17 protein-coding genes are annotated in these 21,543 nt (G+C 69.9%); 10 read left to right on the top strand and 7 right to left on the bottom strand.

All coding sequences use genetic code 11. The annotated features are described in order from the left end of the window. The first annotated feature begins 77 nt into the window (after positions 1-77). Positions 78-1,613 carry an RNA polymerase sigma factor gene (locus tag OG595_RS09605; RefSeq protein WP_329270019.1) on the top strand — a complete coding sequence of 512 codons (1,536 nt, stop codon included), beginning with the start codon at positions 78-80 and terminating at the stop codon, positions 1,611-1,613. 224 nt (positions 1,614-1,837) lie between these two features. After that, positions 1,838-2,704 (top strand): S1 family peptidase, encoded by an 867-nt coding sequence (locus tag OG595_RS09600; protein WP_329270017.1) that lies wholly within the window; start codon positions 1,838-1,840, stop codon positions 2,702-2,704. Between the two features lie 166 nt (positions 2,705-2,870). Here the strand turns inward: OG595_RS09600 and OG595_RS09595 are convergent, their stop codons facing one another. After that, positions 2,871-3,101 carry a DUF7455 domain-containing protein gene (locus OG595_RS09595; RefSeq protein WP_055532400.1) on the bottom strand — a complete coding sequence of 77 codons (231 nt, stop codon included), beginning with the start codon at positions 3,099-3,101 and terminating at the stop codon, positions 2,871-2,873. A 450-nt stretch (positions 3,102-3,551) separates the two neighbouring features. Here OG595_RS09595 and OG595_RS09590 point away from each other — a divergent pair, with 450 nt between their 5' ends. From OG595_RS09590 to OG595_RS09565, 6 genes are all read left to right on the top strand, one after another. After that, positions 3,552-5,672: a DNA gyrase/topoisomerase IV subunit B gene (locus OG595_RS09590; protein ID WP_329270012.1), complete on the top strand. Its 2,121-nt coding sequence runs from the start codon at positions 3,552-3,554 to the stop codon at positions 5,670-5,672. 206 nt (positions 5,673-5,878) lie between these two features. Continuing rightward, entirely contained in the window at positions 5,879-6,442 is a 564-nt protein-coding gene (locus tag OG595_RS09585) for a DUF1453 domain-containing protein (protein WP_329270010.1), read from the top strand. Continuing rightward, on the top strand, positions 6,439-7,590 hold the full coding sequence (locus OG595_RS09580; protein WP_329270008.1) for a sensor histidine kinase: 1,152 nt from the start codon (positions 6,439-6,441) through the stop codon (positions 7,588-7,590). Before OG595_RS09585 ends, OG595_RS09580 begins: the two co-directional genes overlap by 4 nt. Next, entirely contained in the window at positions 7,587-8,270 is a 684-nt protein-coding gene (locus tag OG595_RS09575; protein WP_329270006.1) for a response regulator transcription factor, read from the top strand. Before OG595_RS09580 ends, OG595_RS09575 begins: the two co-directional genes overlap by 4 nt. Positions 8,271-8,339: 69 nt before the next feature. Further along, a complete protein-coding gene (locus OG595_RS09570; protein WP_329270004.1) occupies positions 8,340-8,906 on the top strand; it encodes a DUF485 domain-containing protein in 567 nt (188 codons plus the stop codon). Further along, on the top strand, positions 8,903-10,495 hold the full coding sequence (locus tag OG595_RS09565; RefSeq protein ID WP_329270001.1) for a solute symporter family protein: 1,593 nt from the start codon (positions 8,903-8,905) through the stop codon (positions 10,493-10,495). The genes OG595_RS09570 and OG595_RS09565 overlap by 4 nt, the downstream gene beginning before the upstream one ends. 58 nt (positions 10,496-10,553) lie before the next feature. On the opposite strand, the gene OG595_RS09560 is transcribed toward OG595_RS09565, so the two are convergent. The 5 genes from OG595_RS09560 to OG595_RS09540 form a co-directional block, all read right to left on the bottom strand. Next, complete coding sequence (locus OG595_RS09560) at positions 10,554-11,246, bottom strand: response regulator (protein WP_329269999.1); 693 nt, start codon at positions 11,244-11,246, stop codon at positions 10,554-10,556. A gap of 213 nt (positions 11,247-11,459) precedes the next feature. Continuing rightward, the gene (locus OG595_RS09555; protein WP_329269998.1) at positions 11,460-12,140 is read right to left on the bottom strand and encodes a response regulator; all 681 of its coding nucleotides are present in this window, start codon (positions 12,138-12,140) and stop codon (positions 11,460-11,462) included. Beyond that, the gene (locus OG595_RS09550) at positions 12,137-13,882 is read right to left on the bottom strand and encodes a sensor histidine kinase (protein WP_329269997.1); all 1,746 of its coding nucleotides are present in this window, start codon (positions 13,880-13,882) and stop codon (positions 12,137-12,139) included. The genes OG595_RS09555 and OG595_RS09550 overlap by 4 nt, the downstream gene beginning before the upstream one ends. Positions 13,883-14,026: 144 nt before the next feature. Then, positions 14,027-14,965, bottom strand: coding sequence for a sucrase ferredoxin (locus OG595_RS09545; RefSeq protein ID WP_329269994.1), 939 nt, complete (start codon positions 14,963-14,965; stop codon positions 14,027-14,029). 74 nt (positions 14,966-15,039) lie between these two features. Continuing rightward, a complete protein-coding gene (locus tag OG595_RS09540) occupies positions 15,040-16,296 on the bottom strand; it encodes a citrate synthase (RefSeq protein WP_329269992.1) in 1,257 nt (418 codons plus the stop codon). Positions 16,297-16,394: 98 nt separating this feature from the next. On the opposite strand from OG595_RS09540, the gene OG595_RS09535 reads away from it, so the two are divergent. After that, entirely contained in the window at positions 16,395-17,570 is a 1,176-nt protein-coding gene (locus tag OG595_RS09535) for a citrate synthase/methylcitrate synthase (RefSeq protein ID WP_329269989.1), read from the top strand. Positions 17,571-17,700: 130 nt separating this feature from the next. Further along, on the top strand, positions 17,701-18,813 hold the full coding sequence (locus tag OG595_RS09530) for a CobW family GTP-binding protein (RefSeq protein WP_329269986.1): 1,113 nt from the start codon (positions 17,701-17,703) through the stop codon (positions 18,811-18,813). A 1-nt stretch (position 18,814) separates the two neighbouring features. Here the strand turns inward: OG595_RS09530 and OG595_RS09525 are convergent, their stop codons facing one another. Further along, on the bottom strand, positions 18,815-21,271 hold the full coding sequence (locus OG595_RS09525; RefSeq protein ID WP_329269983.1) for a DNA gyrase/topoisomerase IV subunit A: 2,457 nt from the start codon (positions 21,269-21,271) through the stop codon (positions 18,815-18,817). Between the last annotated feature and the right edge of the window lie 272 nt (positions 21,272-21,543).

Here is a 21,543-nt window from a genome sequence, read left to right as displayed (position 1 = left end):
CCCCAGTCGGCGGTCGTCGGTTCCTGTCCGTAGTGGACGGGGCCGGAAGCCGTTTTCCAACGTTCGAGAGGTTGTTCGTGTCGGCCAGCACATCCCGTACGCTCCCGTCGGAGATCGCCGAGTCCGTCTCTGTCATGGCGCTCATCGAGCGGGGAAAGGCTGAGGGGCAGATCGCCGGCGACGACGTGCGTCGGGCCTTCGAAGCTGACCAGATTCCGGCCACTCAGTGGAAGAACGTACTGCGCAGCCTCAACCAGATCCTCGAGGAAGAGGGTGTGACGCTGATGGTCAGTGCCGCGGAGCCCAAGCGCACCCGAAAGAGCGTCGCAGCGAAGAGTCCGGCCAAGCGCACCGCCACCAAGACGGTCGCGGCGAAGACGGTGACCACGAAGAAGGCCACCGCCACCGCCACCCCGGCGGCCCCCTCCGCCGAGCCCTCCGTCGACGACGAGGCGCCTGCGAAGAAGGCCGCCGCCAAGAAGACGACGACTGCCAAGAAGGCGGTCGCGAAGAAGACCGTCGCCAAGAAGGCGACGGCCAAGAAGACGACCGCCGGCAAGGACGACGCCGAGGCCGTCGAGGACGAAGCACTCGAGGACGTCAAGCCCGGCGAAGAGGAAGAGGAAGGGGCCGAGAACAAGGGCTTCGTCCTCTCCGACGACGACGAGGACGATGCGCCGGCCCAGCAGGTCGCCGTCGCGGGTGCCACCGCCGACCCGGTCAAGGACTACCTCAAGCAGATCGGCAAGGTCCCGCTGCTCAACGCCGAGCAGGAGGTGGAACTCGCCAAGCGCATCGAGGCGGGCCTCTTCGCCGAGGACAAGCTGGCCAACGCCGACAAGCTCGCCCCGAAGCTCAAGCGCGAGCTGGAGATCATCGCCGAGGACGGCCGCCGCGCCAAGAACCACCTCCTGGAGGCCAACCTCCGTCTGGTGGTCTCCCTGGCCAAGCGTTACACCGGCCGCGGCATGCTCTTCCTGGACCTCATCCAGGAGGGCAACCTCGGTCTGATCCGCGCGGTCGAGAAGTTCGACTACACCAAGGGCTACAAGTTCTCCACGTACGCCACCTGGTGGATCCGTCAGGCGATCACCCGCGCGATGGCCGACCAGGCCCGCACCATCCGTATCCCGGTGCACATGGTCGAGGTCATCAACAAGCTCGCGCGCGTGCAGCGCCAGATGCTCCAGGACCTGGGCCGTGAGCCCACCCCGGAGGAACTGGCCAAGGAACTCGACATGACCCCGGAGAAGGTCATCGAGGTCCAGAAGTACGGCCGCGAGCCGATCTCCCTCCACACCCCCCTGGGTGAGGACGGGGACAGCGAGTTCGGTGACCTCATCGAGGACTCCGAGGCGGTCGTCCCGGCCGACGCGGTCAGCTTCACGCTCCTCCAGGAGCAGCTGCACTCCGTGCTCGACACCCTCTCCGAGCGTGAGGCGGGCGTCGTCTCGATGCGCTTCGGTCTCACCGACGGTCAGCCGAAGACCCTCGACGAGATCGGCAAGGTGTACGGCGTCACCCGCGAGCGCATTCGCCAGATCGAGTCCAAGACCATGTCGAAGCTGCGCCACCCGTCGCGTTCCCAGGTGCTGCGCGACTACCTGGACTAGGCCGCGGTCGTACGACACGGAAGGCCCGGTTTCCCTCAGGGGAGCCGGGCCTTCGTGCTGAGCTGGTGCGGGTCGTGGCACCGGCGTGCGGGGAGTGCGGCCCGGCGCGTGCGGAGCGAGGTGCTCCAGACCGCGGCGTCCCTCTTTCGTGGACCGAGCGTGCGAGGTGGAGCCCGTTGAATCACTCTGGGTTTCTCGTGATCAACCCAGAGTGAGGAGCGCGCATGCGCCATCCCCTTGTCCGGGCCCTGTCCCGGGCGCTGACCCGGTCGCTGGTCCTGGCGGCCGCGGCGGCCGTGATACCGCTGGCGTCCGCCGGTCCTGTGGCCGCCGACGGCGTCGTCGTCGGCGGGTTCCCGGTCGACGTGTCCGAGGGCCCGTGGACGGTGGCGCTGTCCAGCCGTGACCGGTTCGGAGGTGCGCGCGCCGGACAGTTCTGCGGCGGCGTGGCCGTCGGCCGCACCACCGTACTGACCGCGGCCCACTGCATGGGCGAGGACGTGTTGGGGGCGCCGCCCAACCGCGTGCGGGACCTGAAGGTCATCACGGGGCGCACGGACCTGACATCGGCGCAGGGCAAGGAGATCGCCGTACGGGACACCTGGGTCAATCCGGACTACGACAAGGCCAGCAACGCCGGGGACTTCGCCGTGCTCACCCTCGCCGAAGCGCTTCCGGCGGGCTCGGTCATCGGTATGGCGGCTGCGGGCGACCCGGCCTACCAGCCCGGTACGAGCGCCACGGTCTACGGCTGGGGAGACATCACGGGGGTCGGGGACTACGCGCGCAGTCTGCGGGCCGCGCGGGTGCACGTGCTGTCGGACGCGCTCTGCGAGCAGGCCTACCCGGGCAACGTCGACGGAAGGTACCGGGCCGACACCATGCTCTGCGCGGGGGAGGCTTCAGGGGGGCCGGACGCCTGCCAGGGGGACAGCGGGGGGCCGCTGGTCGCCCAGGGGCGACTGGTCGGGCTCGTGTCCTGGGGGAGTGGCTGTGGACGGCCTGGGAGTCCCGGCGTCTACACGCGGGTCTCGGACGTCGTCCGCACGATGGGGTGGGGTGCCGCCCTGGCGCCCGGCAACGGCGGTTGAGGGCGCGTGGGCGGCGTCTTGGAGGGGTTGTCGAGGTCTGCCCCCGCAGCGGCGCCTGACGGCCGCTGAGCGGCTTGAGTGAAGCGGGCGGCCACTCCTGAGTGCAGGAGTGGCCGCCCGAATCAACCGGCCTGTGCCGGGGCTGGCTCGTCGTCGACGCGCAGTATCAGCGTTCTTCTTCGTTGGAGCTGGCTGGAACGGTCGTCAGTCGCTCCGTCTCGTCCTGTATCTCAGCGGCGATCTTCTTGAGTTCCGGCTCGAACTTGCGACCGTGGTGGGCGCAGAAGAGCAGTTCTCCGCCGCTCGCCAAGACAACGCGAAGGTATGCCTGGGCGCCGCAGCGGTCGCAGCGATCAGCGGCCGTCAGCGGGCTCGCGGGGGTCAGAACAGTAGTCACGTCGCCTCTTCTCTAGCTCGACGAGCTGTCGTACCAGGGTCAACATCCAACCAGGCCGAAAACGTTCCCGCTCGTGGCCCTTCCTCGAAAAAATCTTTTCGAGGTGGCTGTCTGCTTCCGGTTGGCGGCGAATGTGCCGTATTGCGTGTCTATGTGTCTGTACGGGTTCGCGCTGTCTGTCGTCTGTAGGGGTGTTGGTCCTGTCGGCTGGATTGCCGGTTGTTGATGAGGACGTGCCCGGAGCCTAAATGGTTCATGCCTGGAAGGGAACGTGATATGTACTTCACTCCATCGAGGGATCGAACAGGCATGCGACTCTGGATTAGTGTGAGTTTCGCCGAGGGTGGTGTTACATCGGCTCTACCAGGCCTCGGTACCCTCTGAGCGGCGACCGAAGCCAGGCCCTTACCCATCAGGGCCCCATCTGAAATTCAGCGAGGAGCGAACCGCGTGACCGCCGATACGTCCGTGCCGTCCACAGCGCTGCTGGCAGGAGCAGACCGGGACGGTTCCAACTACACCGCGCGGCACCTGCTCGTCCTCGAGGGCCTCGAGGCCGTGCGAAAGCGCCCGGGCATGTACATCGGGTCCACCGACAGCCGTGGCCTGATGCACTGCCTCTGGGAGATCATCGACAACTCCGTGGACGAGGCCCTCGGGGGCTACTGCGACCACATCGACGTCGTCCTGCACGACGACGGCTCCGTCGAGGTGCGGGACAACGGCCGCGGCATCCCCGTGGACGTCGAGCCCAAAACCGGCCTCTCCGGTGTCGAGGTCGTCATGACCAAGCTGCACGCCGGCGGCAAGTTCGGCGGCGGTTCCTACGCGGCCTCCGGCGGCCTGCACGGCGTCGGCGCGTCCGTGGTGAACGCGCTCTCGGCGCGCCTGGACGTCGAGGTCGACCGCGGGGGGAACACCCATGCGATCAGCTTCCGGCGGGGAGTGCCCGGCTCCTTCTCCGACGTCGGCCCGGACGCCACGTTCGAGACGGGGGGCCTGCGCAAGACCAAGCGGATCCCCAAGACCCGCACCGGTACGCGTGTGCGGTACTGGGCCGACCGCCAGATCTTCCTCAAGGACGCCAAGCTCTCCCTGGAGAACCTTCACCAGCGCGCTCGGCAGACCGCGTTCCTGGTACCGGGCCTGACCATCGTCGTCCGCGACGAGGTGGGGCTCGGTGAGGGCGGCAGCAAGGGCGAGGAGTCCTTCCGCTTCGACGGCGGCATCAGCGAGTTCTGCGAGTACCTGGCGACCGACAAGCCGGTCTGCGACGTCCTCCGCTTCTCCGGGCAGGGATCCTTCAAGGAGACGGTCCCGGTCCTCGACGACCACGGCCAGATGACCCCCACCGAGGTCACCCGCGAGCTGGGTGTCGACGTGGCGCTGCGCTGGGGCACGGGTTACGACGTGACTCTCAAGTCCTTCGTGAACATCATCGCCACGCCCAAGGGCGGCACCCACATGGCGGGGTTCGAACAGGCCGTCGCGAAGACGATGAACGAGGTGCTGCGCACCAAGAAGCTGCTGCGCGTGGCCGAGGACGACATCGTCAAGGACGACGCCCTGGAGGGCCTCACGGCGGTCGTCACCGTACGTCTCGCCGAGCCGCAGTTCGAGGGCCAGACCAAGGAGGTGCTCGGTACCTCGGCGGCTCGCCGCATCGTGACGAACGTGGTGTCCAAGGAGCTCAAGGACTTCCTGACCTCCACCAAGCGGGACGCCGCCGCGCAGGCCCGTGTCGTCATGGAGAAGGCTGTGGCTGCCGCGCGTACGCGCATCGCGGCCCGTCAGCACAAGGACGCGCAGCGCCGCAAGACGGCCCTGGAGTCCTCCTCGCTGCCTGCCAAGCTCGCCGACTGCCGCAGTGACGACGTCGAGCGCAGCGAACTGTTCATCGTGGAGGGCGACTCCGCGCTCGGTACGGCCAAGCTCGCCCGGAACTCGGAGTTCCAGGCGCTGCTGCCGATCCGCGGCAAGATCCTCAACGTCCAGAAGTCGTCCGTGACCGACATGCTGAAGAACGCCGAGTGCGGCGCGATCATCCAGGTCATAGGAGCTGGATCCGGTCGTACGTTCGATATCGATGCGGCCCGCTACGGCAAGATCATCATGATGACCGACGCCGACGTCGACGGCTCCCACATCCGCACCCTGCTGCTGACCCTGTTCCACCGCTACATGCGGCCCATGGTCGAAGCGGGCCGGGTGTTCGCCGCGGTGCCGCCGTTGCACCGCATCGAGCTCATCCAGCCGAAGAAGGGCCAGGACAAGTACGTCTACACCTACTCGGACCGTGAGCTGCGCGAGAAGCTTCAGGAGTTCCAGAGCAAGGGCATCCGTCACAAGGACTCGATCCAGCGCTACAAGGGTCTCGGTGAGATGGACGCCGACCAGCTGGCCGAGACCACGATGGATCCGCGCCATCGCACACTGCGCCGGATCAACGTGTCCGACCTGGACTCCGCCGAACAGGTCTTCGACCTTCTGATGGGCAACGACGTCGCTCCTCGCAAGGAGTTCATCTCCAGCTCGGCGGCAACGCTGGACAGGTCACGCATCGACGCGTGACCCGTCTGGGGTCCCGGTGCCGGGGCAGCGCCTTCAGGTGCTGCCCCGGCATCATTTCTCCACCCTGGGGTGGACCGCCGACCCGCAGCGGATCCAGCCTTGATCCACCCCTGCTCCGATCCTGTGACCTGCCGGTTTCCGTAGCGTCGAAGGCGTCGACGGCACCCGCTGCCGACACCTGCTTCCTCTTCGCCTACGGAGGCCTGATGTCCGGGCTCGTTGATGCCATGCTGATCGTCGCCGTCGTCACCCTGGTGGTCGTACGACAGTTCCGCACACGTCGGACGGACGCGGACCGGCGCTGGTGGGTCGTGCCCGTGATCCTGGCCGCCGTGGCGCTGCGCGAGCCCGGCCTCGTCGACATCCACCACCGCACGGAGTCGATCACCCTGCTCGCGGCCGAACTGTTCGTCGGCCTCGCCACCGGAGCCGGCTGGGCCTGGACGACCCGCGTCTGGGCGGAGGCGGACGGCGTGGTGTGGAGCCGGAGCACCAGGGCGAGCGTGGCCGTGTGGATCATGGGGATCGGCCTCCGTGCCGGCCTCTTCGCCCTGGGCGCAGCACTCGGCGTCCACCAGGACACCTCGGCCCTTCTCCTCGCCCTCGCGGCGACCCTCCTGCTCCGCGCCGGAATCCTGCACCGGCGGGCGAAGTCCCTACAACTGACGCGCCCGCACCCGGAGCCCTCGCATCCGTCGTCCACACCCTCGGCGCACCGGCGGACCACGGCCTACGGTGACGGCGTGCGATTGCGGAAGGAGCGCGTGTGACGAAGAACGACTGGTTGTGCTGGCCCTCCCGGGAGGCGCTCGGCCGTGAGGGAATCTCACGCAACCGCCGCCGACTCGCCTGGGCAACCCGGATGCTGCTCCTCGGCATGCTGCTGTGGGGAGCCGTCAGCGGCAATCCGCCCCGGGGCTGGGACTCGGCCCTGGCCGTCGGGGGAGTCCTGACCGCCGCGCTCCTCGCCCGGGCGCTCTACCGCACAACGTTCCAGCACCGGCTGTGGCCCTCCCTGGCCCTCCTGCTGCTGCTTCAGGGCCTCGCCGTCGCGGGCCAGGCCGCGGGCTTCCGGGTGCCGGCTCTCGTCCTGTGGTGCGGGTGCGCGATCACGGCTCTGGAGAGAATGCCCCTCTCAGCCGCTCTGCCCATGAGCACGGTCGCCCTCGGCTCGTACGCCGTGGTCAACGACGACCCCTTGCTCACCACGACCGTCACCAGCATCGGTCTCGCACTCGCCGGATACGTGCTGCGGCTCGACGCCGAAGCACGTGGCAACGCCCAGCGGCTCCTCGCCCAGGAGCGGGCCGCGCGGGCGGCCGAGGCGGAGTCGGCGGCGCTCGCGGAGCGCGCCCGGATAGCGCGGGAGATCCACGACGTGCTGGCACACAGTCTCTCGGCACAGCTCGTGCACCTGGAAGCGGCCCGGCTCCTGATCGAGCGGGGCGCCGACCGGGACCGGATACTCGAACGGGTGGTCGCGGCGCGGGGGATGGCCCGCGACGGTCTGGCCGAGACGAGACAGGCCCTGTCCGCGCTGAGGGGCGAGATGTCCCCACTGGAGGACTACCTGGGTGAACTCGTCGGAGCGACCGACGACGTGGGCGTCACCATTACGGGTGAGCGCAGACCGCTGCCGGCGGAGGCGTCGCAGGCCGTTCGCCGGGTGGCCCAGGAGGCCCTGACGAATGTCCGCAAGCATGCCCCCGGCGCCAAGGTCCAGGTGCGGCTGGACTACAGCGAGCACCAAGTGACGCTGGACGTGCGGGATTCGGGCGGTTCGCCGGGCGAACTCACGGGGATGGGAGGCGGGTACGGTCTGCTGGGCATGCGCGAGCGTGCCGAGCTGCTGGGCGGTTCGCTGGATGCCGGGCCGGGCGAGAAGGGGTTCGTGGTGACGCTGAGGGTGCCGACATGACAGGGGAGGCGGGCCCGAAGACCGCACGGGTCGTGGTCGCGGACGACCAGACCGTCGTACGGGAAGGCATCGTGATGCTGCTCGGCCTGTTGCCCGGGATCGAGGTCGTCGGCGCGGCCGGAGACGGGGACGAGGCGGTGAGACTCGCCGGTGAACTCGCGCCGGACGTGGTGCTGATGGATCTGCGCATGCCGCGGTGCGACGGCGTCGAGGCGACCCGGCGGATCAGGGCGGAGTACCCGGGCACACAGGTCGTGGTGCTCACGACGTTCGCGGACGACGATTCGCTGTTCCGCGCGCTGAAGGCAGGCGCGCGCGGCTATCTCACCAAGGACGCGGACGGTGAGGAGATCGTCCGAGCGGTGCACAGCGTGCTGTCCGGTGACGCGGGGCTGGCGCCGAGCATCCAGCGGCGGCTCCTGGAACGGCTCACGGAGCCGGAGAAGAAGCCTGCCGCGCCCGCCGAGCCGCCCGACGGGCTCACCACGAGGGAGACCGAAGTGCTGGTCCTGATCGCGGACGGCCTCAGCAACCAGGAGATCGCCCACCAACTGCATGTCTCCACCGCGACCGTGAAGACCCACATCAACAACCTCTTCGCCAAGACAGGCATCAAGGACCGTGCGCAGGCGGTGCGTTACGCCTTCGGGAGGGGTTTGGTGCGGCCTCCGACGGGGTGAGTCACCTAATGGGGTGAAGACTGGGGAGAAGAAGAGTCGGGGATCTTCCCGTTCTGTCCATCCTTGGGCATGCAGTCAAGCACCGGTCGCCCCAACAGACGCGTGGGCGGCCCCGAGAGTTCGGCCGAGACCCCCGAAGGTCGTGACACCGTCCCGACCCTCACGGGCGTGGGTGGGGACCCGCGTTTCGACGACCCCTGGTACGACGCGCTCGCGTCCGGCTGGGGCGAGTTGGACGGCACGGGTGCGCCCGCCCCTGTCGTTCCGCCCGCGCGCCGGGAGCGGGAGAGCCGGGGTGGCGGCGCGGCCGACGTCTATCTGGAGGTGCAGCGCAGTGCTGCCTTCCAGGAGGTGCGCAGCCGGTATCGGAGGTTCGTGATCCCAGGCGTCGCCATCTTCTTCTCCTGGTATGTGGGTTACGTGGTGACCGCGACCATGGCACCCGGATTCATGGCGCGGCCCGTGGTGGGCGCGGTGAACGTGGCCATGCTGGCTGGACTCGGACAGTTCCTCACGACGTTCCTGTTCACCTGGGCGTACGCGCGGCACGCACGGCTGCGCAGGGACCGGGCCGCGCTCGATCTGCGCTGGGACACCCAGGAACTGACGCGTGGCCTCAGAGGCGGTGGATCGTGACCGGCAACCATCAGATGCTGGCGCTGGTGCTGTTCAGCGCGTTCGTGGCCGTCACGCTGGCCATCACCACGTGGGTGAGCCGTCACCGGCAGGGCTCGGCGGAGGAGTTCTACGCGGGCGGTCGGCTCTTCTCCCCGATGGAGAATGGTTTTGCCATCGCGGGCGACTACATGTCGGCCGCGTCCTTCCTCGGCATCTCGGGCCTCATCGCGCTCTTCGGCTACGACGGGCTGCTGTACTCGGTGGGCTTCCTGGTGGCCTGGCTCGTCGTGCTGTTCCTCGTCGCCGAACTGGTGCGCAACTGCGGGCGGTTCACGCTGGCCGATGTCGTCGCCTCGCGGATGCGGGAGCGGCCGGTACGGATCGCCGCGGGAACTTCCTCGGTCACGGTGTCCGTTCTGTATTTGGTGGCGCAAATGGTGGGGGCGGGCAGCCTGGTCGCGCTGCTGCTGGGCGGGACGAGCGAGGCGGCGCAGTCCTGGACGGTGATCGCGGTCGGCGCGCTCATGGTGATCTATGTGTCGTTGGGAGGGATGCGGGCCACTACCTGGATCCAGATCGTCAAGGCGGTCCTGCTGATGGGCGGGGCGATCACACTGACCGTGCTGGTGCTGGTGCGGTTCCACGGTGACTTCGACCAGCTGCTGCGCACGGCGGCCGAGCGCAGTGGTCACGGTGACGCGTTCCTCGCCCCCGGTCTGAGGTACGGCGGTGACTGGACCTCGCGCTTCGACTTCATGAGCCTGGGGCTCGCCCTCGTCCTGGGTACGGCCGGGCTGCCGCACATCCTCTCCCGCTTCTACACCGTGCCGACGGCTCGGGCCGCACGCCGATCGGTCGTCTGGTCGATCGGGCTCATCGGCGGCTTCTACCTGATGACGATCGTCCTCGGCTTCGGTGCGGCGGCGATCGTCGGGCCGAAGGCGGTCCGTGGGTCCAACGCGGCCGGGAACACGGCGGTCCCGCTGCTGGCCCTCGATCTGGGCGGCGGAGCGGACTCCACAGGCGGAACGGTTCTGTTCGCGATTGTCGCCGCCATTGCCTTCGCAACGATTCTCGCGGTGGTCGCAGGCATCACCCTCGCGTCGTCGGCGTCCGTGGCCCACGACCTGTACGCGTCGTTGCGGCGCCCGCGCGCCAAGCCGCGCAGCGAGGTCGCCGTGGCCCGCACCGCCGCGGTCGGCATCGGCGTGGTCGCGATCGCCCTCGGCCTGCTGGCCCGTGACCTCAATGTCGCCTTCCTGGTGGGCCTCGCCTTCGCTGTCGCGGCGTCCGCGAACCTCCCGGTGTTGCTCTACTCGCTGTTCTGGGGCGGCTTCACGACCAGGGGGGCGGTGTGGTCGGTGTACGGCGGGCTGATTCCGTCAGTGGTTCTGGTGCTGCTGTCGCCCGTGGTGTCGGGAAGCCCCGAATCACTGTTCCCGGGAGTGGACTTCCAGTACTTCCCGTTGCAGAACCCTGGGCTCGTCTCGATCCCGCTGGGATTCCTCGCCGGCTGGCTCGGCACGGTCACCTCGGCGGAGAACCCGGACGAGGCCAAGCACGCGGAGACCGAGGTGCGGTCGCTCACGGGTGCGGGGGCTGTTTAGCGGGCGGCGATTTCCCTGTCGTAGGGCGCCGCACGACCCGCGATGGGCCGGGCAGCGTTCAGGGGGCCACCCATGCGTACCGGTGTTCGGGGCGGCCCGTGTCGCCGTACTTGAGGGACAGGCGGAGGCGGCCTGCCTGTTCCAGGTGGCGGAGGTAGCGCTGGGCCGTGGAGCGGCTCAGGCCTGTCTCGGCGGCCACCTCGTGAGCCGAGAGCGGGTGGCCGGCGCGGTGGAGGACGCCGCAGATCAGGTCCGTTGTCGGTTCCGAGTGGCCGCTCGGAAGGTCGGGGGACGAGGGGGCGGGCGGTGTGCGCAGGGCGCCGAAGATCCGGTCGACCTGCTCCTGGCCGGTGTGGCTCCGGTCCCCGACGTGCTCGACGGTGCGGCGCAGGGCGGCGTAGGAGTCCAGGCGGGTGCGCAGCGCGGCGAAGGTGAACGGCTTGACCAGGTAGTGCAGCGCGCCCACGCGCATCGCGGCCTGCACGGTCACCACATCGCTCGCCGCCGTGATCATGATGACGTCGGTGCAGTGGCCCTGTTCCCGCATGCGGTGAACGAGTTCGAGCCCTGTCTGGTCGGGCAGGTAGTGGTCGAGCAGCACCAGGTCGATGGGGCCCTGCTGCACGGCTGCCAGCGCCTGCGCGGCGTTGTGCGCGCGGGCGGCGACCCTGAATCCGGGAACCCTGCCCACGTACCTGGCGTTGATCTCTGCGACACGCAAGTCGTCGTCCACTACCAGGACGTCAATCATCGTGCCTCTCCCTCAGGGCCGACGGGCGGTGAGCTCGTGCGGTGAACCCGTGTTGCGGCTCCGCTTCTTCGGTGAGCGGAACGAGCAGAACAGATTTTCGCAAGCAGAAGAACGGCCTGCGCCCCGAATTTCGATGTTGTGGCATGCGCCATGTCTCCCGCCATCGAACAGCGGGGCGTGAGCAAGATCTTCACAACTCCGCCGTGCTCGCTCTCAGGGGCGCGTCGCCCATACATACCGGTGCTCCGGGCGGCCCGCGTCCCCGTACTTGAGGGTCAGTCTGGCCCGTCCCGTGCGCTCCAGCAGCTTCAGATAACGCTGTGCGGTCTGGCGGCTCACCCCGGTCCGCTCGGCGATCTCCTGGGCGGAGAGGGGGCCTTCGGCGTTCACCAGGGCTCGGCGCACGAGTTCCGCGGTGGTGGGGGAGTGGCCCTTGGGCAGTTCGGGCTCGGGCCCGGAGGACAGGGCGCCGAAGATCCGGTCCACCTCGGCCTGTTCGGCCTCGCCGCCGCCGTCCAGGGTCCGGCGCAGCTCCGCGTACGCCTCCAGCTTGGCGCGCAGCCCCGCGAAGGCGAACGGCTTGACCAGATACTGAAGCGCTCCCTGCCGCATCGCCGCCTGTACGGTCGACACGTCCCGGGCCGCCGTCACCATGATCACGTCGGTCTCGTGGCCGCGTCGGCGCATCTCCTGGACGACCGAGAGGCCCGTGCCGTCGGGCAGGTAGTGGTCCATGAGGACGAGGTCGAGATCCGGCAGCGCCGCCAGCTGTCGCAGTGCCTCGGCCGCGCTGTGCGCCGCTCCCGCGACATGGAAGCCGGGCACCTTCTCCACGTAGGCGGCGTTGACGCGCGCCACCCGGATGTCGTCGTCCACGACCAGGACCTCGATCATCTCGACTCCTCCGGTGCGGCGGAGGCGCCGGTGGCCGTGGTGGTGGCCGGCGCCGGGGACGGTTCCGTGTCCGGGACACGCATGTGTTCCGCCTCCGCGATGTGGCTGTGCCGGGATTCCGGCTCGGGGTCCGGCTCCGTGAGTGCCTCCGGCAGCACGACCGTGAACTCCGCGCCCCCGCCCTCGGCCTCGTCCACGCGCGCGCTGCCGCCCTGCCGCTCCGCGAGCCGGCGTACCAGGGGAAGCCCGATCCCGCGCTTGCCGTGCGCCGGGGGCTTCTTCGTGGACCATCCCTCCGTGAAGATCAACTCGCGCTGTTCCGCCGGGATTCCGGGCCCCGTGTCGCGCACCCTGAGAACCGCTGTCCGGCCCTCCGCGCGCAGTTCGACCTCCACGCGCGCGTGCGCGGTGCCGGCGACGGCGTCCAGCGCGTTGTCGACCAGGTTGCCGACGACGGTGACCAGTCCCCTGGGATCGATCAGCCGGTCCGGGAGCAGGGTCCGGTCCGAGACCCACAGGGCGACACCCCGCTCCGCCGCCACGGTGGCCTTGCCGACCAGCAGCGCGGCGAGCAGCGGATCCCGGATCTTCTCGGCCACCTGTTCCGCCGTGGCCCGATGGTCGCCCACCACCTCGCCGATGAACTCCGCGGCGTCGTCGTACATCTCCAGTTCGAGCAGTCCCAGGAGCGTGTGCATGCGGTTGGCGTGTTCGTGGTCCTGGGCGCGCAGTGCGTCGAGCAGACCGTGCGTGGAGTCGAGTTCGCGGCCGAGCTGCTCCAGCTCGGTGCGGTCGCGCAGGGTGGCCACGGCGCCGCCGTCGTCGGTGGGCATGCGGTTGGCGACCAGGACACGCTGGCCGCGCACGGTGAGCAGGTCGGTTCCGGTCACGCGTCCGGCCAGCACATCGGTCGTACGTCCGGCACCGAGCGCCTCGTCCAGGGAATGGCCGACGGCCTCTTCGCCGATGCCCAGCAGGCGCTGTGCCTCGTCGTTGAGGAGCCGGACGCGGCCCGTGCGGTCCAGGGCGACGACACCCTCCCGGATGCCGTGCAGCACGGCCTCGCGCTCCGCGAGCAACGCCGCGATGTCCGAGAAGGCCAGGTCCCGGGTCTGCCGCTGCACCCTCCGGGAGATCACCCAGGCGGCCAGGGCGCCGACGGCCATGGCGCCGCCCGCGTAGGCGAGGAGCCCCGGAATCGCGTGGAACAGCAGGGCGCGCACGCTGTCGTACTCGATGCCGACCGAGACCGCCCCGACGACCCTGCCGGTGGTGTCGCGCAGTGGCACCTTGCCGCGGGCCGAGCGGCCCAGGGTGCCGCTGTCGATCTCCATGACCTCCTTGCCCGCCAGGGCCTGGCGGGGGTCGGTGGAGACGACCCGGCCGATCTCCTTCGGGTCCGTGTGGGACCAGCGCACGCCTCGCATGTCCATCACCACGACGTACTCGGCCCCGCTGGCCTTCCGGATCCGCTCCGCCTCGGTCTGCACCGGCCCGCCGGCCGACGGCCTGGTGTTCTGCAGGTCCTCGGCGATCTGCGGCTGGGCCGCTGTGGTCTGCGCGATCGCCAGCGCCCGGCGCATCGCCTGGTCGTCCAGCTGATCGCTGAGCGGTGCGAGGAACAGCCCGGTCGCGAGCACCGCGACTCCTGCGGCGATCGCCACCTGCATCAGCAGCACCTGCGAGAACATCCGCCGCGGCAGACCGAGGCGCAGGCGGCGTCCAGGGGGAGTGGGGCTCATACCCATGACGGTACGGGGACGAGCGGCCTGTGCCGTAGTGGGGTGTTACGTGGATCTCTTGATCAATGTATGTACATGCGTGCCTGCGCATGTACGGGGTGACCGACGGGTGGACCGCTGGCCGTACGGGATGACGCCGTGCGGTCAGCGCGTCGGAGCCGTGGACTCCAGTTCGCGCACCGCCAGCACGTCCATCCGCGCCGGCGCACCCAACGCCGATCCGCAGCTCTCCGGGCGAGGCGGCAGTGAGGCGCCCTGGGCCACCGCGACGCTCCACCGGCGCCCGTCCGTGTGGGCGACGGTCACCTCCCAGTGCGGCGCCGGGCCGTCAGTCCGTACGACGCTCAGCGCGTCCGCCGCGTACTCGCGCGCCGCCGAGCGGACGGCCAGTTCCGCTGCCTGTCCGGGCCGCTCCCAGGCTGAGCCGCCGCGACAGCCCTCCACGACGACACGCCCTTCGCGCACGCCCTGGAGGATCTCCTTGACGTGCGCGGCCTGGGCGCGGCCGTACGCGTATCCGTACGGCAGGACGAGCAGTGTCGGCGAGAAGCGGTGTCCGCCGAGGTGCGTGACCTCCCAGGCGCCCTCGACCCCGGAGGCGGCCAGTTCGGCGGCGAGGGGGCGGCCCAGCAACGCGCAGCAGCGGTCGCGTTTGCCGTTGGTGCAGACGAGCGCGAGCGGTTCGCCGGTGTGGGGCCGCCCCTGGAGCGCGGCGTCGAAGGACTGCGGGGCGCCCCTGCCGAGCGCGGCGAAGTCGAGGTCGAGCAGCTGTTCGGGGGTTCTGGTGGTGGCGCTGCGCAGCCAGACGTTGCCCGGCGTGGTGTGGGCCGCGTACACCTGGCGTACGGCAGGTTGCCCGAAGTCGGCGTGGCGTCCGGGGCGGCGGATCAGTGCGATCCGTACGCCGGTGCCCTCCGCGGCCTTCTCCAGGGCGCGGCCGAGTCCGGGGTCCAGGTGGCTCATGGTGAGCGCCTGGGCACCCCACGGGCCCGGCTGCTCCAGCAGCAGCCACGTCCTCGCGGTCGCGGCGGTTCCCGCGATGGGCTCGTCGAGGTCCCGGGAGACGGTTGCGCACCTACTCACAGAGGTGAGCCTAACCTGACTTGGAGCGGGGCGACTTCCAGCCGCGCGGAACGGGTGGTTCCGGCGCTGTCGGGTTACTCCGGGAGTGGTTGCGGAGGGCGCTCGCCCACGTAGGTTCCGGACGGGCGCATCCGCAGTGGACGCTCGCCGTACTCCTCCAGGGCGTGTGCGATCCAGCCCGCCGTACGGGCGATGGCGAAGATCGTCTCGCCTGCCGACGCGCCCATGCCGCAGGCGACGGTGAACACGGCCAGGGCGAGATCCACATTGGCGTGCAGAGGCCTGTGACGGGCGGCGGTCGTCACGACGTCCCGCGCCGCGGCGAGGGCGGGCGCGGCCTGGGGCATCTCGTCGAGGAGGGCGAAGAGGGCACGCGCACGTGGGTCCTCGCCGGGGTAGAGCCGGTGACCGAGCCCGGGGACGCGGCGGCCCGCGCGCAGCTCGTCCGCGACGACGGGAGCCGCGTCCCCCTCGTCGAGCACGTCGAGGAGCATCCGGTGCGCCAGGCCGCTGGCGGCGCCGTGGAGCGGGCCTTCCAGGACGCCGAGCCCTGCCGAGACGGCCGCGTAGGGGTGCGCGCGGGCGGACGCGGCGACGCGTACGGCGAGCGTCGAGGCGGCCAGGTCGTGGTCGACGAGGAGCCCGAGTGCCGTGTCCAGGGTGCGCAGCGACGCCTCGTCGGCGATCCGGACGGTGAGCCGGGCCCAGAGGCGGTGGGCCAGTGGTCCGTCGTCACGGTGGCCGGGTGCGCGTGGCGGCAGGGCGGCGACCAGGGTGGGGATGAGGGTGCGTGCGGTGCCCAGGACGGTGCCCTCGGAGAGGTCGAAGCGGAGCGGATCGACTGCTGCCGCGGCGATGGCGGCGACCCGGAGCCGGTCGACCGGGTCGCTGTGCTCCGGCAGGGCGTTGACGGAGCGGCGGGCGGCGGTGACGGAGGCCTTGGGCGCGGTGAAGGAGGCCCCGGGGCGCAGGGTGCCGGTCCACAGCCATTCGGCGACTTCCTCGTAGGAGTGTCGTGTGGCCAGCTCGGCGGCGTCGACACCCCGGAAGTAGTAGCGGTCCTTGTCGATGAGGGTGAGCCGGGTCCGTACGGACAGCTCGCCGCCGGAGGACGAACTCCCGCTGCCCTCCCGTTTGTTGCGGCGGGCGAGCGCCTCCACCTCCGTGGCGTCGAAGGTGCTGCCTCGGCCCCCGGGATCGCGTCGGCTGCTGAGCTGACCGCGACTCACGTACGCGTACACGGTCTCGGGCTTCACGCCGAGCAGTTCGGCGGTCTCCTTGGTGCTCAGCCGGCGGCCAGTGTGGTCGGGGGCGGGTTCCTGATCGCGCATGGGGGTCACCGTATCCGCATGGACTACATATTGATTCAATCAATATTGACATCGTTTCAGTCAATCATGGACAGTCGAATCAAGTTCAGGGAGGAAACATGCCGAACAACCGGGCCGATACAGCCGCAACCACCGTTGTCGACGTACCGCGAGGACTCGCGGGCGTCGTCGTCACCGACACCCGAATTGGTGACGTCAGAGGGCGCGAGGGCTTTTACCACTACCGTCAGTACTCCGCCGTCGAACTCGCGCAGACCCGCGGCTTCGAGGATGTCTGGCATCTCCTGGCCCATGGTGAGCTGCCGGACGCGGGCCGTCTCGCCGCCTTCACCGCGCAGACCGCGGCGCTGCGGCGGCTGCCGGACGAGGTGCGGGCCGCGTTGCCGGCGATCGCGGCGGCGAGTGGCCGGTCCGGGCCGCTGGCCGGCATGCGCACGGCACTGTCCCTGCTCGGTGCGGCGAAGGGCTTCCGTCCCGTGTACGACACCGACGCGGAGGAGCGGCTCGCGGACGCCCTCGTCGCCTCGGCCGCGGTGCCGACCGTACTGACGGCGCTGCACCGGCTGGGCCGGGGTCTCGATCCCGTGGAGCCGCGGGACGACCTCCCGTATGCGGCCAACTACTTGTACATGTTGACGGGATCGGAGCCGGACCCGCTGCACGCCAGGGCGATCGAGCAATACTTGATCTCAACCATTGATCACGGATTCAATGCATCAACCTTCACGGCACGGGTCATCGCGTCGACGGGGGCGGACGTGGCGGCCTGTCTCGTGGGGGCGGTGGGAGCCCTGTCGGGCCCGTTGCACGGCGGCGCCCCGAGCCGCGCGCTGGACACCCTGGACGCGATCGGGACGACGGACCGTATCGACGCCTGGATCCGCGCACGCGTTCTCGCCGGTGACCGCATCATGGGCTTCGGCCACCCGGTCTACCGCACCGAGGACCCCCGCTCCCGCATGCTCCGGGGCATCGCCGGGCAGTTCGGCGGCCCGCTGGTCGATCTGGCGGTCGAGGTCGAACGGAGGGTGGAGGCGATCCTGGCCGAACTCAAGCCGGGCCGCGAACTGCACACGAACGTCGAGTTCTACGCGGGCGTGGTCATGGAACTGTGCGGCCTGCCCCGCGAGATGTTCACCCCGACCTTCGCGGCGGCCCGGGTGGTGGGCTGGAGCGCCAACATCCTGGAGCAGGCGGAGGACTCGAAGATCATTCGGCCGGCCGCGCGGTACGTGGGACCCGTGCCGCCGGTGGCGGTGCCTTTGACGGTCTGACCGGGGCCGGCCGCCGGCCACCGTTCACCCGGTGACGACTCCCCGGCTCGTATCCTGGGGCGGCATTCGTTCCTCGTACGCGCGCGGGGCTGTGAGCCGGTGTGCGCGTCGGCGTGAGAGAGGCCGCAGATTGAGTCAGCCGGGTCCGGGTCAGAGCCCTCGGCAGATCCCTGTCATCGTCCTCGCCGGCTTCCTCGGTTCCGGCAAGACCACCCTCCTCAACCATCTCCTCCACCGCAGCGGTGGCAGTCGTATCGGGGCCATCGTCAATGACTTCGGGGCCATCGAGATCGACGCCATGGCCGTCGCGGGGGCGCTGGGGGACTCCACGGTGTCGCTGGGCAATGGATGTCTGTGCTGCGCTGTTGATGCGAGCGAGCTCGATGTCTATCTTGATCGGCTCACTCAACCCTCGGCCCGGATCGATGTCGTCGTCATCGAGGCCAGCGGGCTCGCCGAGCCGCAGGAGCTCGTCCGGATGGTGCTCGCCAGCGAGAATCCCCGGGTCGTGTACGGGGGACTCGTCGAGGTCGTCGACGCCGTCGAGTTCGACGACACGCGGGTGAAGCACCCCGAGGTCGACCGGCATCTCGCCCTCGCCGATCTCGTCGTCGTCAACAAGGTCGGGCGGGTCGCGGACGGCGGTGAGCGGGTCCTGGAGACCGTCCGCGGGCTGGTCGACCGCGCCGCTGTCGTCCCCGCCGACTACGGGCGTGTGGACCCCGAGTTCCTCTTCGACTGCCGGCCGACCGAAGAGCGCATCGGGCAGCTGTCCTTCGACGACCTGCACCATCACGGGGAGGGCGGGCACGGGGAGACCGAAGGCGGTCATGAGGGCGGTGCGGGGGGCCACTCCGCGCATCTGCACGCCGCCTACGACAGCCTCTCCTTCAGCTCTCCGGTCCCCCTCCATCCGCGTCGGCTGATGGACTTCCTCGACAGCAGGCCCGAAGGGCTCTACCGCATCAAGGGGTACGTCGACTTCGGGCCGCACGACCCGGGCAACCGGTACGCCGTGCATGCCGTCGGGCGGTTCCTGCGGTTCTACCCCGAGCCCTGGGCCGACGGCGAGGAGCGGCTCAGCCGCCTCGTCCTCATCGGGTCCGGCATCCGACCGTCCGCCCTCGGCAAGGACCTTGAGACCTGCACGGACGACGCCCCACACGCCGACGAGCACAGCATGTGGGGCGTCCTGAGGTACGTACGGGAGCAGAGCCCGGAGGGCTCCGGAGAGGCCGGCTGACCTACACCGGGCCCGCCACCACACCCACCGTCTTCGGCAACGACAGGCCCGAGCCGTCGCGGCGCGGGTCCATCTCCGGGAGGTCCGCCGGGGTGCCGTTCTTCTGGGACGCCCGCGCCGGTGCGGGGCCCGCCCAGGCCAGGGACAGACAGTCCTCACCCTTCAGGAACCGCTGGCAGCGGACGCCGCCGGTGGCGCGGCCCTTGCGCGGGTACTGGTCGAAGGGGGTCAGCTTCGCAGTCGTCTGCACCGAGTCGTCCAGCGTGCCCCGCGAGCCCGCGACCGTGAAGACGACCGCGTCGACCGCCGGGTCCACCGCCGTGAACGAGATCACCTTGGCGCCGTCCGTGAGCTTGATGCCGGCCATGCCGCCGGCCGGGCGGCCCTGGGGGCGGACATGGGCGGCCTGGAAGCGCAGCAACTGGGCGTCGTCCGTGATGAAGACCAGGTCCTCCTCGCCGGTGCGCAGCTCTGCGGCGCCGACGATCCGGTCGCCGTCCCTGAGCGTGATGACCTCCAACTCCTCCTTGTTGGAGGGATAGTCGGGGACCACCCGCTTGACGACACCCTGTTCCGTGCCGATCGCGAGGCCCGGGGACGACTCGTCGAGCGTCGTCAGGCAGACCACCGTCTCGCCGTCCTCCAGGGAGAGGAACTCCGACAGCGGGGCGCCGCCGGAGAGGTTGGGCGCCGCCATGGTGTCCGGGAGCCGGGGGAGATCGATGACGTTGATCCGCAGCAGGCGCCCGGCCGACGTCACCGCACCCACCTCGCCCCGTGCCGTCGCGGGCACCGCGGAGACGATCAGGTCGTGCTTCGCGCGCCGACCGTCCTCGTCCGCCGGGAACGGCTCGCCGTTCGCCGTACGCGCCAGCAGGTCCGTGGACGAGAGCAGGACCCGGCACGGGTCGTCGGCCACCTGGAGCGGGACGCCGGCCGCGGGGGCGGCGCCGGCCGACTCCAGCAGTACCGTACGCCGCTCGGTGCCGAACTTCTTGGCCACCGCGGCCAGTTCGGTCGAGACCAGCTTGCGGAGCTCCGCGTCCGACTCCAGGATCCGGGTCAGCTCCGCGATCTCGGCGGCCAGCCGCTCCTTCTCGGACTCCAGCTCGATGCGGTCGAACCGGGTCAGCCGACGCAGCGGGGTGTCCAGGATGTACTGCGTCTGGATCTCGGAGAGGGAGAACCGCTCCATCAGGCGTTCCTTCGCCTGAGCGGAGTTGTCGCTGGAGCGGATCAGCCGGATGACCTCGTCGATGTCCACCAGTGCGGTGAGCAGGCCCTCGACCAGGTGCAGCCGGTCGCGGCGCTTGCCGCGGCGGAACTCCGAACGGCGCCGTACGACCTCGAAGCGGTGGTCGAGATAGACCTCCAGGAGCTCCTTGAGCCCCAGGGTGAGGGGCTGGCCGTCCACCAGCGCCACGTTGTTGATGCCGAAGGACTCCTCCATCGGCGTCAGCTTGTAGAGCTGTTCCAGGACGGCTTCCGGCACGAAGCCGTTCTTGATCTCGATGACCAGGCGCAGGCCGTGACTGCGGTCGGTGAGGTCCTTGACGTCGGCGATGCCCTGGAGCTTCTTCGAGCCGACCAGGTCCTTGATCTTGGCGATCACCTTCTCCGGGCCGACGGTGAACGGCAGTTCGGTGACGACCAGGCCCACCCGGCGCGCCGTCACGTTCTCCACCGACACCGTGGCGCGGATCCGGAACGTGCCGCGGCCCGTCTCGTACGCGTCCCTGATCCCGGCGAGGCCGACGATCCGGCCGCCGGTGGGCAGGTCGGGGCCGGGGACGTGCCGCATCAGGGTGTCGAGATCGGCGGCCGGGTGGCGGATGAGGTGCCGGGCGGCCGAGATGACCTCGCCGAGGTTGTGCGGCGGCATGTTCGTGGCCATGCCGACGGCGATGCCCGACGCGCCGTTCACCAGCAGGTTCGGGAAGGCGGCGGGCAGCGCCACCGGTTCCTGCTCCTGGCCGTCGTAGTTGGGGGCGAAGTCGACCGTGTCCTCTTCGATCGACTCCGTCATCAGGGACGTCGCGTCGGCCATGCGGGCCTCGGTGTACCGCATGGCGGCCGGCGGGTCGTCGTTGCCCAGCGACCCGAAGTTGCCGTGGCCGTCGACCAGCGGCACGCGCATGGAGAACGGCTGGGCGAGACGCACCAGGGCGTCGTAGATCGACGAGTCGCCGTGCGGGTGCAGCTTACCCATGACCTCGCCGACGACGCGGGCGCACTTCACATAGCCGCGGTCGGGGCGCAGGCCCATCTCGTTCATCTGGTACACGATGCGACGGTGTACGGGTTTGAGACCGTCGCGGGCGTCGGGCAGGGCTCGGGAGTAGATGACCGAGTACGCGTACTCGAGGAAGGAGCCCTGCATCTCGTCGACGACGTCGATGTCGAGGATCCGCTCCTCGAAGTCATCGGGCGGCGGGGTCTTCGTGGTGCGGCGGGCCATCGCTGCCGGCTCCTTCTGATTCCTGGTCGTTCGCCTACGGGGTGCCTGTATCGGTGTCGAGAGCCCGATCGTGCTCAGCCCTGCGGGCCTCCGCGCGCTCGCCCTCTCGACACCGACGCGCCCCTGTGGCTCACTCCTGCTGAGACATGAACGGGATCTGACGCGGACCATTGTGGACTGCCGCACTGACAACGCGGACCAAGGCCCGTGCCTGCGGCGGTGTTGGGCCATGGCCGCTGATGCTGAAACGTACCGCCTGGAAGGCGGGGAAT

The organism is Streptomyces sp. NBC_01451, assembly GCF_036227485.1.
Classification (GTDB): domain Bacteria; phylum Actinomycetota; class Actinomycetes; order Streptomycetales; family Streptomycetaceae; genus Streptomyces.
This window is presented reverse-complemented; position numbering and strand designations above follow the sequence as displayed.